The sequence below is a fragment of the Mucilaginibacter mallensis genome (assembly GCF_900105165.1).
Lineage (GTDB): Bacteria > Bacteroidota > Bacteroidia > Sphingobacteriales > Sphingobacteriaceae > Mucilaginibacter > Mucilaginibacter mallensis.
Map to the genome: position 1 here is coordinate 816,596 of NZ_LT629740.1, position 13,816 is coordinate 830,411.

Annotated in this window: 13 protein-coding genes; 5 read left to right on the forward strand and 8 right to left on the reverse strand. The window is 43.1% G+C overall.

Translation table 11 applies throughout. The features are described 5' to 3' along the window. Positions 1-2: 2 nt before the first annotated feature. From BLU33_RS03345 to BLU33_RS03360, 4 genes are all read right to left on the reverse strand, one after another. Positions 3-3,638 carry a T9SS type A sorting domain-containing protein gene (locus BLU33_RS03345; protein WP_091369247.1) on the reverse strand — a complete coding sequence of 1,212 codons (3,636 nt, stop codon included), beginning with the start codon at positions 3,636-3,638 and terminating at the stop codon, positions 3-5. A gap of 320 nt (positions 3,639-3,958) precedes the next feature. Next, positions 3,959-4,159, reverse strand: a complete 201-nt coding sequence (locus BLU33_RS25670; RefSeq protein WP_091369250.1) for a YqaE/Pmp3 family membrane protein — start codon at positions 4,157-4,159, stop codon at positions 3,959-3,961. 523 nt (positions 4,160-4,682) lie between these two features. Continuing rightward, positions 4,683-4,985 (reverse strand): hypothetical protein, encoded by a 303-nt coding sequence (locus tag BLU33_RS03355; protein ID WP_157682038.1) that lies wholly within the window; start codon positions 4,983-4,985, stop codon positions 4,683-4,685. A 99-nt stretch (positions 4,986-5,084) separates the two neighbouring features. After that, a complete protein-coding gene (locus BLU33_RS03360; protein WP_091369259.1) occupies positions 5,085-6,041 on the reverse strand; it encodes an MBL fold metallo-hydrolase in 957 nt (318 codons plus the stop codon). Between the two features lie 38 nt (positions 6,042-6,079). Here BLU33_RS03360 and BLU33_RS03365 point away from each other — a divergent pair, with 38 nt between their 5' ends. Then, entirely contained in the window at positions 6,080-6,385 is a 306-nt protein-coding gene (locus BLU33_RS03365) for a hypothetical protein (protein WP_091369262.1), read from the forward strand. A gap of 169 nt (positions 6,386-6,554) precedes the next feature. Here the strand turns inward: BLU33_RS03365 and BLU33_RS03370 are convergent, their stop codons facing one another. Beyond that, positions 6,555-7,655, reverse strand: a complete 1,101-nt coding sequence (locus BLU33_RS03370) for an AI-2E family transporter (RefSeq protein WP_091369265.1) — start codon at positions 7,653-7,655, stop codon at positions 6,555-6,557. 188 nt (positions 7,656-7,843) lie between these two features. Here BLU33_RS03370 and BLU33_RS25275 point away from each other — a divergent pair, with 188 nt between their 5' ends. Beyond that, positions 7,844-8,017 carry a DUF6496 domain-containing protein gene (locus BLU33_RS25275; RefSeq protein ID WP_172829207.1) on the forward strand — a complete coding sequence of 58 codons (174 nt, stop codon included), beginning with the start codon at positions 7,844-7,846 and terminating at the stop codon, positions 8,015-8,017. A 729-nt stretch (positions 8,018-8,746) separates the two neighbouring features. Here the strand turns inward: BLU33_RS25275 and BLU33_RS03375 are convergent. Beyond that, entirely contained in the window at positions 8,747-9,721 is a 975-nt protein-coding gene (locus tag BLU33_RS03375; protein WP_091369268.1) for a Gfo/Idh/MocA family protein, read from the reverse strand. Positions 9,722-9,846: 125 nt separating this feature from the next. Then, positions 9,847-10,836, reverse strand: coding sequence for an L-glyceraldehyde 3-phosphate reductase (mgrA, locus tag BLU33_RS03380; RefSeq protein WP_091369271.1), 990 nt, complete (start codon positions 10,834-10,836; stop codon positions 9,847-9,849). A gap of 200 nt (positions 10,837-11,036) precedes the next feature. Here mgrA and BLU33_RS03385 point away from each other — a divergent pair, with 200 nt between their 5' ends. From BLU33_RS03385 to BLU33_RS03395, 3 genes are read left to right on the forward strand one after another with little or no spacing between them, the layout of a single operon-like run. Then, a complete protein-coding gene (locus tag BLU33_RS03385; RefSeq protein ID WP_091369274.1) occupies positions 11,037-11,519 on the forward strand; it encodes an RNA polymerase sigma factor in 483 nt (160 codons plus the stop codon). Further along, entirely contained in the window at positions 11,503-12,087 is a 585-nt protein-coding gene (locus BLU33_RS03390) for a hypothetical protein (protein WP_091369277.1), read from the forward strand. Before BLU33_RS03385 ends, BLU33_RS03390 begins: the two co-directional genes overlap by 17 nt. A 6-nt stretch (positions 12,088-12,093) precedes the next feature. Beyond that, the gene (locus tag BLU33_RS03395; RefSeq protein ID WP_157682039.1) at positions 12,094-12,309 is read left to right on the forward strand and encodes a hypothetical protein; all 216 of its coding nucleotides are present in this window, start codon (positions 12,094-12,096) and stop codon (positions 12,307-12,309) included. A gap of 140 nt (positions 12,310-12,449) precedes the next feature. Here the strand turns inward: BLU33_RS03395 and BLU33_RS03400 are convergent, their stop codons facing one another. Next, positions 12,450-13,754: a bifunctional folylpolyglutamate synthase/dihydrofolate synthase gene (locus BLU33_RS03400; RefSeq protein WP_091369285.1), complete on the reverse strand. Its 1,305-nt coding sequence runs from the start codon at positions 13,752-13,754 to the stop codon at positions 12,450-12,452. Between the last annotated feature and the right edge of the window lie 62 nt (positions 13,755-13,816).

Below are 13,816 nucleotides of genomic sequence, written 5' to 3' on the forward strand. Positions count from 1 at the left end.
TATTAAAATTTAGAAAATTTAGCAGTACCTAAACTTTTCTTGGTGTTTACATCAATTAATTCCAGTATATAAGTTCCATTTATGAGTCCTGATAGGTCTTGTGTACCGGTATTAGCACTAAATGTAGTTGTTTTAACAATACTACCAATAGAATTATAAATATTTAATTTCAACGGTGGGTTAACTATATTGTTAGCCTGGAACTGGATGTATGATGATGCAGGGTTAGGATATACCTTAAATTGAACAAGGCTGCCTGTAGTTGATAATATTACTATTGATGAGTAAGTGATGTTATTATTAACGTCGGACTGCATTAGGCGATACATTGCTGTGTCTTTTCCAGCAGCTTTATCTGTAAAGGCATATGCACCTGAGCTATCAGATTGCATAGTGGTAAGTGAACTGAATGTTTTACCATTATCCTGGCTTCTTTGTAGCTGGAAAGTGGTATAATAGTTCTCGTTAGCTGTTTTCCAGTTCAATTGGTTGCCACTGCTTACATGCTGACCAGTGAAAGAAAGCAATTGGTATGGAGGAAGTGGTTTTATGCGTAAAACCAACTCAAAGCGGCTATTGCCATATGATGCCGGATTACTTGTTATGTTAAAGGAATAAGTATCATGTTGTCTCAGGTCAAGAGAGTCTTTTGTGAAATGGTCCATCAGGAATACATCATATGCGCTTGATATATTAACCAGGTCGGTTCTTTTAATGGAGAATGCCCCTTGTGTAGTTGCATTAGCGCTTAAAAATACTGAGGTATGCAGGGTTAGTGGTAATGAATTAATTGCAACTTCAACACTATCAGCAGTTAAACTTCCAAAAAACACATTCTGGCCATCGCCGTTCAAATCATCAACATCATCTGTTTTGTTGTATTTAGGATTAGCGTTATTGTTAAAACGGATATAGGCAAAATCAGCATTTGTTGAATCACGTATCATTTCCAGTTGTATATACGGATCGGTTTTAGGTTGAATAACGCTCAGCATAAGTTTGCTTCCTGTTGGCTGATCAGCAGAAGCCACATCTTTAGCATTCTCTGTAAATGTTATAGTTCCGCCGGTTCCGGTTGCTTGTACAAAGAAACCCTGGCCAACAGCTACATAGTTGGTGTAGGTGGTGTTATTTTGCGGATTGATACTATTTTTTGTGGGGTCGTATACCCAAATGTTTGGCACGCCGGTATAAAGCGGGTTCAGCGAGAATTTACCGGAAGTGTAGGTTACTTTAGACCAATCTAAGGTACAAGGATAAGGGTTACCTGTTATATTATAACCATTATCAGTTGCCCCAACGTTATTGGTATAACTTGCGGCAAAAGATACGTTTCCTGTGTTTAAAGTGCCTGTCCATAAAGTTGGTGTAGATTCGGGTATGGCATAACTTCCGCTAACCTTTACTACTTTGCTTGATAAGTTATGTGTGCGGTCCCCACGGTAATAGAAGTAGAAGCCTGTGCCTACAGGTTTGGTTGTTGTAGTTGGATTTGTTGCCAGCGATATAAAATCATTTTTAGCGCTTTGGGCCACAGGTTCGTTATAAAATAAAACGGATGGGCCATTAGCGGTATATGTGGTTGCATTCCAGGATGCAGGCGGATCGAAACCGTTTGTTGAACCTCCGGAGCCTGTTACAATTAAGGTTTGCTGTAAGTTTGCAAAATTAAAAGCTGATGATCCGTTATTAATAGGCGATGACATCAATCTCCAGGTGCGGTAAGCAGCGGTTCCTCCTGTCATATAGCGTTGTACAGTAAATGTGCCACTAACCGTTGAATTTAATAGTATACCAATATTAGCAGTACCGCTTGCATCAGATAGTAATGTAAATGTGCCTGATTGCGTAAAGGTAGTGTTTGTTGGTACTATGATTGAAGTGGAGGCTGCAGTAGATGTGCCCTTTGTAATAAAGGTGGCCAATTTACTTGAGCTATAACCACTTAACGCTAAATTTGCGCCCGCGGCCAGTGAAATGCCATTTGTAGTAGTGTAGCTATAGGCGGTACCGCTACCAACAGTGCTATACATGTTGAATGACACCTGGTTACCGCCATTTTTACCTACATATATTTGCCCTACTGTTGTATTTGCACCAAAATTAGGACTGTTTGCGGTAGTGAAACTATAATTTACACCAAAGTTTACAATGTCAGTTGCGCCTGGTGCAACACCCTGGTGCCAGTTTGCAGCTGCTGTGTATGCATTACCGGCTGTGCCGCCTATCCAATCATAAACAGTACCTGTGCCTATAGTACCGGTACCGGCTGGTGGAGTTCCGTTTGAATATTGACCGGTGGAAATTGGGCTGCCTGTTGTACCATCAACCACTGAACTTACTGTACCAAACGACATAGTTGCCGGGGCAGGCACGTTTATGGTTGAAGCCATTGAGGTTTCAATGAAATAATTTCCCGGGTTAGAGAGAGAGCCATCAACATTACCCATACTTACGAAGGGGCTGGTATATGCCGTAATTTGTGCCTGGGCCCCGCCACCATTATTTAACTGAATATTTGAAATAAATGTTGCCCCCGTCATACTAAGAACAGGATTCTGGGTTTCATACAAATAAGCCGGGTTGCCGTTATTTATAAAGTTACTTCTGAAATAGCTATTGTCGGTTTCATTAATATAGATCTGGGTAAAATCATAATTGCCACGGGTAAAGACCTGGATACCATATAATATTACAGGTGTTTCGCCGGCATAAAGAGGCGATTGTGTTACACCTTGTGCAGCAGTTGTCATAGGGGCAAAGTACAGGTAACGGGTGTACATATGCGTTTCATCAAATTTATAGGTACCTGCTGTAGCGGACGATTGTGATGCCTGTAGTATAGAGTTTTTGTAAGCGAGTGAAATGCTATAACCATCGCTGCTAACCCTGGTTTGTTGTAAAGTTTGTGCTTGTGTAACTGTTGATGTATAAGGATCAAGGTACATGTTCCAGGTACCGTTGATAAGCCTTTGTATTTTTATACAATAGGTGGTATTTACAGATAATGCTGCTTTACTTACTAAGAGTTCAATGGGTTTATCATATGTGCTACCATCGGCAACATATACGTGCAGAAGGCCATCAGATGTTTGCATTAACACAAAGCCTTGTGTTGTAGTGGTTACGGTTGCTGTTGTAGCATGCAACCAATAGCGCCAGTTGTTTGAAGTGCCTACAAGCGGGGTATATATAAGGCCTGCACTACCCGCTGCACCTGAACCTGGCGCGGTTTGAGATGGCAGTGTGGTTGCCCTGTATAATAACGACCATTCCCAATCCTGTGTATTTAAATTAGCAGCATACGTGGTTTTATCAGCGGCGTTAGGTATGTAATTAACAGTTGCATCAATAGGAGTGCTTACGTTGTTTGATTCCAAACAGCTACTACTTGTGCCAACAACAGACAGGTTATTAGCCGTTGCCGCCGGTAAAATGATAGAATTAGTTGTAGAGCCTACCGGTGTGGGCGATATGTTAGCTGCGGTATTGTTGTCAAAATAATTGTAGCAGGTATAGCCAATAGTAGTGCTACCGGTAGTAGTGCTGCTGTTTATATACTGCTGCGCCTTACTAATGTTTACGAATAGTAAACTTGCAAAGGCGATGAATGTGATTTTAAGTAATTGTGTTTTCAAAATCTTAGGGTTTGCTTACCCACAGGGGGCAAAAATGATGCAACCGCAATGATTTTTAAGCGAATAAGGTGAAATGTTCTTGAATAATTTGATTGTGTAATTATTCGGCAATTTGATTTTCTTTCCCGTTAATAAATTGGGAAAAACGCCTGAAAGGGAAAATTGTATTTTCCCCGTTTTGGGGATAATAATCCCCATTTTCATTAATCAATAGTTGATATATTAATTAATAATGCTAAAGGTTTAAGAGCAGAACCTCTATAAGTTGCAGACGGATCTGGCAATAGCGGGTTGATGTAATTTATTGGTTATCAATATACTTAGTACCTGTTTGCCCTGATGGCTCTTACAACTCTCCGGTTTCTACGGGCCGAGTAAAAATCACTGGTTACCAATATAGCGTAAATTATGCCGGGGATCCAGAAAAAAATAGTGAGTATTATGCTGAGTATAAACGACCCAATACGGCCGGTTGTTAAAACCGCAGCTGGTGGGCAAATGAAGCAAAGAAAGTAGCGCATGTTTTAAGTTTTAATTTTATTTGTTTGATGATTTTTAGGCGCGAATGTTACAGGGAGGTATTAATTTTTATAAGATTGAATTGGTATTGGTGAGATGGTTTCTCCGAGTGTTATTGCGAGGAACGCAGACAACCGACCGGAGGGAGCTCATTAATACCATTGAAAAACAAACGCAATATTAATAATCCCCGACTGTTCAGCGCGAATTTGTAAGACGGTTACTTATCGCATGGTATCGCTTTTCGCTAAGAAGTCACTTTTTTTCGCACGTTTTTTGTTTTTTTAAAGGCGCTCAAGAGGGCTCCGCCGTTTGTCTTGATACAAAAAGTAACCAAAAAACCGACCGGAGGGAGCTCATGAACACCTTTAAAAACAAACAACATGTGAATAAATCAAGACAACAAGGATGCTTCCGCGCTCCCTGCCGGTTCTTCACGCTTTTTTCGCTGTTCGGTACATTCGTACCTCACATCACACAAAAAGCTAAACCGGCATTCCCGCCAACGCTGGCCCGCCCTTGTTGTCAGTGCCCTACGCTCTTTTTCGAACGCGGTTCAATTAAGCTTTCTTCTTCCCTGTCAGTAGAACAGCTTCGGATGAAATCTGGCAAAATAATGGTGGCCTTGTGTGGTAGCAGGGCATAGGAAATTTTTGCAGTGTATGGGCCTATGAGCACACTATGGCCGCAAAAAGATTCCAGCCCAGATTTTGCCTGATTTGCAGGGAAGGCCCCGTGCGGCAAAGAAGCATTTCTGCTGTCTTGATTTTTTGTTTCTTTTGTATCAAGACAAAAGAAATAGGGCTCCGCGCCCATGAGAGGCTTCATGCGACTCAATAGACAAGCATATTCGCTCTGAATAGTCGGGGATTGCTTCGTCGTTCCTCTTCGCAATGACGCGTGATGAAAAATGGCGCTTGTTATCTATTACAAATCGATAACCTCGCCCTGCTGTGGGTAGATGAGGTTTAAGTTTAATTTATTTTCGTTAAAAAGCTGTAGTTTGATCTTATAGATACTGGTTTGCGGTGGTTTAAGGTGGGTGATGATCACATTAAAGCCTTTGAGTGCGTCGGTGCCGGTTAGGGAAGCAAGATCATCCATCTCTGCCATGAGCCAATGCGGGGTAAGGTGGCCGAACAGGGTTTTATCGGGCTGCTCATCGGGGAATGAGGTCTCGATCATGATGGCCTTTAGTTTCTTGCTTTTTACGAGTGGCGCAACGGCCTGCCATAGCTTGTGCAGATTATGGCTTTTTTCAATGTCATCGGCACCGGTATCGCCCAAATATAAAATATAGGCATCATTACTATTCACCAAAAAAGCGGTGCTGGTTAGGTTGGAGTGACTTAATGGAAATACCTGAACGGTCATCCCTGTATTTTTTATCGGGATAATGCTATCGGGTGTAAGTATCTGATAATGATATTTTTTGAGGGTGGGGGCTTCGCCATCATCGCCAAAGTTGGCCCAGCTGTCCCATGTAAAATAATGTGTTTTAATAGTTTGGATAGTGCTGGCTAAGGCGTAGATATTTTTAGCGGTGTCGTCGGGAGAATTGATGATGAGTCCGGCGATATGGTCCAGATGTGCGTGTGAGATGCAATAGCCTTTGATGTATTGCCTCAGCACCTGCTCTGTGGGGATGGAGAATACTTTATTATCCACCGCCTGCTGAATGCCGTAATGCAGGGTGCCCGCATCCATACAAACATAATTGTTGGTGCCTGCTGCGGCAACCATATAGGCGGAAAGGTTGCTTTCATCAATACCACCTAAAACACCAAGTGGCACTATCCTGAAAGATGGTTTTGATTGTGAGAAAACCGAAAAGGGTATAAGTAAAAAATATAATACAGTTATAAAACGGTGGTTGCGGAGCATAGTTCGGTAGTTATTATTTTTTAATTTTGACGGATCATATGAAAACCAGTCAGATAGTTGCTAAGGTAGTTGTACGCTTGTTCTTTTTCCTGTTGCTTATAGCAACTGTGCCATTTATTGCGGGCAACAATGCCAAGTTACAAAATTTTAATTTCGTGATCCGGCAGAAATGGACATTGGTATTCCCTGCAATTTTGTTGGGCGGATTTATTGGTTTGCTGGTTTTGTGCACCATTAAAAAGTATAAGGAGATTGACCTTAACTGGCTGCTGGTAGTTAATACTTTAGTGCTGATGGCCTATGGCTTAGCTATTTTTATTAAGGTTTACCAGGCGGTAGGGTGATTGTGAAATGAAAGTTGCAAACTTTCATTATTTGTGGGCTTCAGTCGCAGACTGAAGCCGGTGTTGGTAGACTGATGGATGACGAGAGGAACGCGCTCCGCCGACTCACCCGGTCTTTACTTCGCTCGACCACCCTCTCTGCGGCAGGCCGCAAAGAGGGTGAACTTCGCTATTCAGTTGTTATTTTCATTTTTTTTCGGGCTGCCTTTTTTGCTTCATTGTCGCCGCCAAGTAAGAACCCCCATGGTTTAAGGCTTTCAATACGATCGAATATGATCTTGAGGATGGCTATGGTAGGGATGGAAAGGAACATGCCTGATAATCCCCAGATCATTTCGCCAAAAACTATTCCTAAAAAGGTGATCAGGGCATTAAGCCTTACTTTTGAACCTACTATGGTGGGTAATAATAGGTTTGAATCCACTGCATGTATGGCAATTACACCAACGGCAACTTCAACTGCTTGTTTAATGGTGCTGGTAGCGAAAGTGATGATACTGCTGAGCAATAGCGCCGAAAAAATACCGATATAGGGTATAATGTTGAACAGCCCTACGAATAGTCCCAGTAAAACGGCGTATTTAACACCGATCATCCAGAAGAGGGTGCAGGCTATTGTGGCTACTATGACCATCTCAAGCAGCAGGCCGATTATATATTGCCTTAAAATGGTTTGAACGTTCTCTACGATATCAAACACTGTGGCTGAATTTTCTTCGTTAAAAACCCATATGATAAACTTCAGTAAAAGCTTGCGGTAAAAAAGGATAAAGAAGGTGAATATAAGGATGAATGAATAGAACAGCATTAATGATGATATGGCCCCGAAAGTTGTGCCCAAAACATCGGTACCTGCAGCCAGTATTTTATTGGTGGTGCTATGTACATACACCATTTGTTTATCGGTATTGATATGAAATGCTGTTGATATCCACCCTGATAGATCATTGATAGATTGCATTACCTGGGTTTTGAGCTGGGGCCAGTCGCTGGCGAGGTTGGATATTTGTGAACTCACAAGGTAAACGATACCACCTATAAAACCGACCAGCAATAATATGGACAGGAACGAGGATATGCTGCGGGGCATACGGCACTTGCGTTCAAAAAAGTTTGCAACTGGCAATAAAAGTATCGCGAATAGAAACCCGAACATCATAGGGTCGAGCACATCTTTAGCCTGAATAACCAGGTAGCCTAATGCAATAAGACCTACCAGTACTAAAGAAAGTTTTTCATAAAAAGGTGTTGTAAGTTTTTTTACTGTCATAAGCTGATAGGTATAAATTTAATGGCTAAACACCACGTATTATTTATATGTTTTGAAGTTAAGCATTATTATTTAGCGGGCTAATACTTTTTTTAATATAGATAATTGGTTGCCTTTGTTTTAGTAACGTGTGATTTTTTGGCAAATATTTTGCTTTAAGTACCATCATCTACTTAAATAAAAAAATTATGGCAAAGTACTCAGAGAAAGCAGCGGAAAAAGTTGAAAAGACCATGCATGAATTAAAAGAAGGCACGCTAAAAAGTGGCAATGGTAAAAAAGTTACCAGTAAGAAACAAGCTGTAGCTATTGGGTTATCGGAAGCGAGGAAGGAAGGGGCGAGGGTGCCGAAGAAAAAATAGGGGTTATGTAAAAGCGAAGCAATTCCGACTTTATAGAGCTGGATTGCATGTCGTATACTTATCACATGGTATCGCTTGTCGCTAAGACGTCACTTTTTGTCTTGACACAAAAAGTAACCAAAAAAGTCAAGACAACAAGGATGCTTCTCCGCTCCCTGCCGGTTCTTCACGCTTTTTTCGCTGTTCGAATACTTCGTATTCTCACATCACCCAAAAAGCTAAACCGGCATTCCCGCCACTACGCTGGCCCGCCCTTGTTGTCAGGGCCTGCGCACTTTTTTGATTCCGGTCCAATTAAATTTCTTTATCAAAAAAATGTGTAGTTCCCGTCAGTAGAACAGCTTCGGGTGAAATTAGGCAAAACGATGGTGGCTTTGCGCGCAATGGCAGGGCATAGCAGATTTTTACAGAAGGGTAAAGGCCAAAGTGCGTAGCGGTAGCTGGGTAAAAAAATAGCAGCCCAGGTTTTGCCTGATTTGCAGGGCGATGGCCTTGCGCGGCAAAGAAGCTTAATCTACTGACTTGATTTATTCATCTATTATATTTGTTTCTTCATAGGTATTCATGAGCTCCCTACGGTCGGGTTTTGCTACCTTTTGTATCAAGACAAAAGTAGTAGCCTCCGCGGCAATGAGCGGCTTCATGCGATATGCAAACCGCTCTGTACAGTCGGGGATTGCTTCGTTCCTCGCAATGACGCATTTGAAACTATTGACTTTTGTTTTCTTTTTACTTCCCCGTAAAACTATCCATTATCTTCATTAAAACTATAGCCTCCTCAATGCTGCAGGGGTTTGGGCCTTCGCCTTTGAAATAGGCTACGATCTTTTCGATCATGGGTTGCTGAATGTGCTGGGGATGGGTAAACTCGATGGTTTCTTCACCAAACTCAGTTTCCAAGGTTACATATTTACCGAAGAAAGGGAAGGTGATCTTACCTTTTGTGCCGATAATCTCGCAGGTATCGGTGGTTTCGCTCTCGGCTACGTTGAAGCACCAGGAGCCGTTTACCACTACTTTGTTTTTGAACAGGATATGCCCGGTAACATGGTCATCAGCCGGGGTGTTTTCTGATTGGTTGATTGAGAAGCCGCTGTAAAACTCCGGTTCGCCAAAATAGTAGAGCATGAGGTCGAGCTGATGGGGGGCAAGGTCATGAAAGTAACCACCGCCTGAGAGCTCAGGTTGTACACGCCAGTTACTTTCCACTTTGGCAACAAGTGCTGGCTTGCGAGCCTGCCACATGCGGATCTGCACGGTGCGGATATCTCCAATAGCCTGACTATCCAACAGGTTTTTAACATGCAAAAACATAGGTACTGCACGGCGGTAATGGGCCACGGTTAGTTTTAAGCCACTTTGTTTAACGGCATCAGCCATTTGTTGTGCTTCGGCAGCATTGCGGGTTACAGGCTTTTCTACATAAACATTAAACCCTTTTTTAAGGGCATCAAGTGCATAGGGCAGGTGCGATGCCGGTGGGGTGGCTATGTAGATAGCATTTAGCTCCGGATCGTTCAGCAGCTCATTGGCATCACTGTACCATTTGCCAACGTTGTGTCGTAGAGCGTAGTCGGCGGCCTTGGTGGCATCGCGGCGCATAACGGCTGATAGTTTGCTGCCCACAACTTTATTGAATGCCGGTCCGCTTTTTACTTCGGTTACATCGCCGCAGCCTATTATACCCCAGTTGATTGTACTCATGGTGATTTAAAACAAATTGTCATTTCGACCGGAGGGAGAATCTTTTGCGAGCGAGTGTACATGCGTAAACGCTTGGCGAAGAAGATTCTCCCTCCGGTCGAAATGACAAGGTGGGTTATTATGTGTTATTTTAATATATCCTCAATATGTGCCAATTCCTCGCTTGAGAAATGGGTGTTATCCAAACATTTCATAGAGTCGGCTAATTGCTCGGGTTTGCTGGCACCTATGAGTACTGATGTTACCCGAGGGTCCTTCAATATCCACGACAGGGCCATTTGTGCCAGTGTTTGTCCGCGTTTTACGGCCAGGTCATTTAGTTTTTTGATCTCGTTCAGGCGTTTTTCGGTAATCTGGCTGGTTTGCAGGAAACCGGTTGATTTTGCCGCGCGCGAATCTTCAGGGATACCATGCAGGTATTTATTGGTGAGCATGCCCTGTGCCAATGGCGAAAATGGGATACAGCCTACACCTTCAGCACCCAGAACATCCATCAGGCCACCTTCAACCCAACGCTCAAACATGGAGTATTTAGGCTGGTGGATAAGGCATGGTGTACCTAATTTCCTTAATATTTCAATAGCATCCTTAGCACGGTCGGCAGGGTAGTTTGATATACCCACGTACAATGCCTTGCCCTGGCGAACGATGAGGTCGAGTGCTGCCATAGTTTCTTCCAGCGGTGTTTCCGGATCGGGACGGTGGTGGTAGAAGATATCTACATAATCCAGCCCCATGCGTTTAAGACTTTGGTCAAGGCTGGCTACCAGGTATTTTTTTGAACCCCAATCGCCATAAGGGCCATCCCACATGGTGTAGCCGGCTTTGCTGCTGATGATCATCTCATCGCGATAGCTGCTAAAATCCTCTTTTAATATGCGCCCAAAATTTTCTTCGGCAGAGCCCGGAGGCGGGCCGTAATTGTTAGCCAGATCGAAATGGGTGATGCCGCTATCGAATGCGAGGTGTAAAATTTTGCGGTAATTTTCGGTTACATCAACATGGCCAAAGTTGTGCCATAGGCCCAGCGATACAGCCGGGAGCATGATGCCACTTTTACCACAGCGGCGGTATTGCATGTTTTTATATCTGTCGGGAGAAGCTACGTATGTCATAGGTTTAATTTTAATTGTGTAGAGACGCAACATTTTGCGTCTGTACGTAATTCATTCGGGGTAAAAATAGAATTTTTAAATTACCTTAAAGCAGAAAATTTACGGCTGATGGCGAAAAATATTTTGGCTGTAACATTTCAAAAGGTGCCGTATCTAACCCGGCATTAAAATATAAAGAACACAAAAATCCTGTAAGGATAATGGCTGATTTTGAAGAAATATACGCGCAGTACTCGCCCCAGATATTCAGGGTGTGTATGGGCTATATTAATGATAGGGAGCAAGCAAAAGACCTGGTACAGGAAACCTTCATTTCAGTTTGGAAGAACCTGCCTACGTTCAGGAACGAATCAAAGATCAGTACCTGGATCTTCCGCATTGCAACCAACAATTGCTTGCGGGCATTGGAACGATCAAAAAGGGTGATGACAACCGAGCTTCCATTCCATTTACCCGATCAGCCCCATGAGGAAACGCAGGAAGAGAAACTTGTCTTTTTATACAACTGCATTGCCGAACTGGAGGAAACGGACCGGATTATTATATCGCTGGTGTTAGAAGATCTGCCGCAGGCGGAGATAGCTGCGATAGTTGGATTAAGCGCAGTAAATACACGGGTGAAAATTCACAGGGTTAAGGAGAAACTGGCCATTAAATTTAAAGCGCATGGACAATTTGAATGATATAAAAGCATTGTGGTTGACCGCGAAAACGGATGGCCTGCCGAGTTCAGATGAGATGCTGCGGATAGTTAAGAAATTCCGTAACCAGCGGTTGCGAAACAAACTGATTGTAATTTTTACGGCGCTGGTTTGTGCTGCGATGATGGTAGCCACTATGTTCGTTTATAAATCAACTATGATTACTACCCGGATAGGCGAGGTGCTGATCATTATTGCCTGCGGTGTACTGGTGTTTACAAATACGCGGTCAATTAAAAGATTTATTGATTTGAAGGATTGCAGTAATAAGGAATTTATAGAGTTTTTGGAGCAGACCAGGCGCAACCAGGTATACTATTACAAAAAAACACAGGTTTTAGGCATGGGAATAAGTTCGATTGGTTTGCTGTTGTACTTGTATGAGATGGCGAGCATAAGCATGGTGGTATTTATAATCACTTATTCCATTGCCATAATATGGACATTGATATTATGGCTGGTGATAAGGCCCAGGTCGTTTAAAAAACAAAGCCTTAAGCTGGAAGAAACACTGAAGAAACTGGAAAATATATCAAAACAACTTAATTAGAAGAGTATGAGATCTGAGAAATTGCCACGGCGTATTAGTGTAATGATTGCTGTTGGATTGTTAATGACAACTACACCACCCTTAATTAACGATTGGGTGCATATACCCGATTTTTTGCGGGGCGTGGTGATCGGTGTAGGTTTTGTAATGGAGATTAGGGGGATTATACTGGCGAACAGGTTTAGAAAAGCGACGAAGGAGTGTGGATTGAGGGAACAATGAAGTTTGAGTGCATGAGCCCGTGCGATTCCCGCCTCGGGGCGGGGGAGGGTGGGGTTTGTTCATTGCGTAGAAACCCCTCCCTGCCACTGCACAATCCAACGCACCCCTCCCATGGGGAGGGAATTTTTTGACCGGGTGATTTACACCACCTCTGCCACCACAAACGTACTGCCGCCTACAAAAACCAAATCATTTGCCTGTGCAGCTTTTTGTGCTGCATCAAAAGCGACTTTAACCGAAGGATAAGTATCGCCATACAGCCCTGCGCTTTCTGCTTTAAGCTTTAGGCTTTCGGCGTCCAGTCCGCGGGGGATATCGGGTTTACAGAAGTAGTAGGTAGCATCCTTTGGCAGCATGCTTAGTACTTTGCTGATATCCTTATCGTTCACCATACCTATGACAAAGTGCAGGTGGGCATAATTAACCGAGCTGATATTCTTTAATACTTCCTGTATGCCTTCGGGATTGTGACCGGTATCGCAAATGGTTAAAGGGTTACGGCTTAAAACCTCCCAGCGGCCATGTAAGCCGGTTAATGTTTTTACCTGGCGTAAGGCGGTTTGTACATGCTCATCCGTGATCACAAAACCTTGTGAACACAACTCTTCCACTGCTGATAGTACAGTTTTTATGTTTTTAAGTTGATAGCTGCCTGTGAGATCAAGTCTTAAGTCTAGAGTTTTGAGTCCGGAGTCTTTTTTATTAATGGATATATCCAGGTACTCAGCTATTTCGACTTCGGACTTTGGACTTAAGACTTCAGACTCATAATCGTCCGATGCAAAAATAATATCTGCTTCTTCCTGTGCTGCTTTGCGAAGGAAGACATTGGCGATATCGGGTTGATGTTCACCGATGATGACGGGGATACCGTGTTTAATGATGCCTGCTTTTTCCCCGGCGATGAGTTGCAGGGTATCACCCAGGATATTCATATGGTCCCAGCCGATGTTGGTTATAACGGACAGGAGCGGGGTGATGATATTGGTGGAATCGAGCCTGCCGCCTAAGCCAACTTCGATCACGGCGATATCTACCTTTTCTTTAGCAAAAATATCAAAGGCCAGGCCCACCGTCATCTCAAAAAATGAGGGTTGGATTTCTTCAAAATCTGATTGATGATCTGCAACAAAATCAATCACCTGCTGTTCGCTGATCATTTCGCCGTTGATGCGTACCCGTTCGCGGAAATCGCGCAGGTGCGGCGAGGTGTACAAGCCGGTTTTATAGCCTGCTGTTTGCAGTATAGCCGCCAGCATGTGCGATGTTGAACCTTTGCCGTTTGTACCGCCTATGTGAACGCTTTTAAACTCATGCTGCGGGTTATTTAAGCGGGCACATAGTTCAATAGTGTTGGTTAGATCTTCTTTATAAGCCGATGAACCTATGCGGGTGAACATAGGCAACTGGGTGTATAGGTAATGCAGGGTTTGGGCGTAATCCATTAATAGGTTATTTAAAAGTCTTTTAAAACTTTTTTAATCCTCTTTGCGGCTTGCCGTAGAGA

Coding starts and splice junctions, on each gene's coding strand:
- BLU33_RS03355 (WP_157682038.1), bottom strand. CDS start 4,985: ATGAAGCCTCTCATGGGCGCGGAGCCCTATTTCTTTTGTCTTGATACA.
- BLU33_RS03375 (WP_091369268.1), bottom strand. CDS start 9,721: ATGAGTACAATCAACTGGGGTATAATAGGCTGCGGCGATGTAACCGAA.
- BLU33_RS03395 (WP_157682039.1), top strand. CDS start 12,094: ATGAGATCTGAGAAATTGCCACGGCGTATTAGTGTAATGATTGCTGTT.
- BLU33_RS25275 (WP_172829207.1), top strand. CDS start 7,844: ATGGCAAAGTACTCAGAGAAAGCAGCGGAAAAAGTTGAAAAGACCATG.
- BLU33_RS03400 (WP_091369285.1), bottom strand. CDS start 13,754: ATGGATTACGCCCAAACCCTGCATTACCTATACACCCAGTTGCCTATG.
- mgrA (WP_091369271.1), bottom strand. CDS start 10,836: ATGACATACGTAGCTTCTCCCGACAGATATAAAAACATGCAATACCGC.
- BLU33_RS03360 (WP_091369259.1), bottom strand. CDS start 6,041: ATGCTCCGCAACCACCGTTTTATAACTGTATTATATTTTTTACTTATA.
- BLU33_RS03370 (WP_091369265.1), bottom strand. CDS start 7,655: ATGACAGTAAAAAAACTTACAACACCTTTTTATGAAAAACTTTCTTTA.
- BLU33_RS03390 (WP_091369277.1), top strand. CDS start 11,503: ATGGACAATTTGAATGATATAAAAGCATTGTGGTTGACCGCGAAAACG.
- BLU33_RS03365 (WP_091369262.1), top strand. CDS start 6,080: ATGAAAACCAGTCAGATAGTTGCTAAGGTAGTTGTACGCTTGTTCTTT.
- BLU33_RS03385 (WP_091369274.1), top strand. CDS start 11,037: ATGGCTGATTTTGAAGAAATATACGCGCAGTACTCGCCCCAGATATTC.
- BLU33_RS25670 (WP_091369250.1), bottom strand. CDS start 4,159: ATGCGCTACTTTCTTTGCTTCATTTGCCCACCAGCTGCGGTTTTAACA.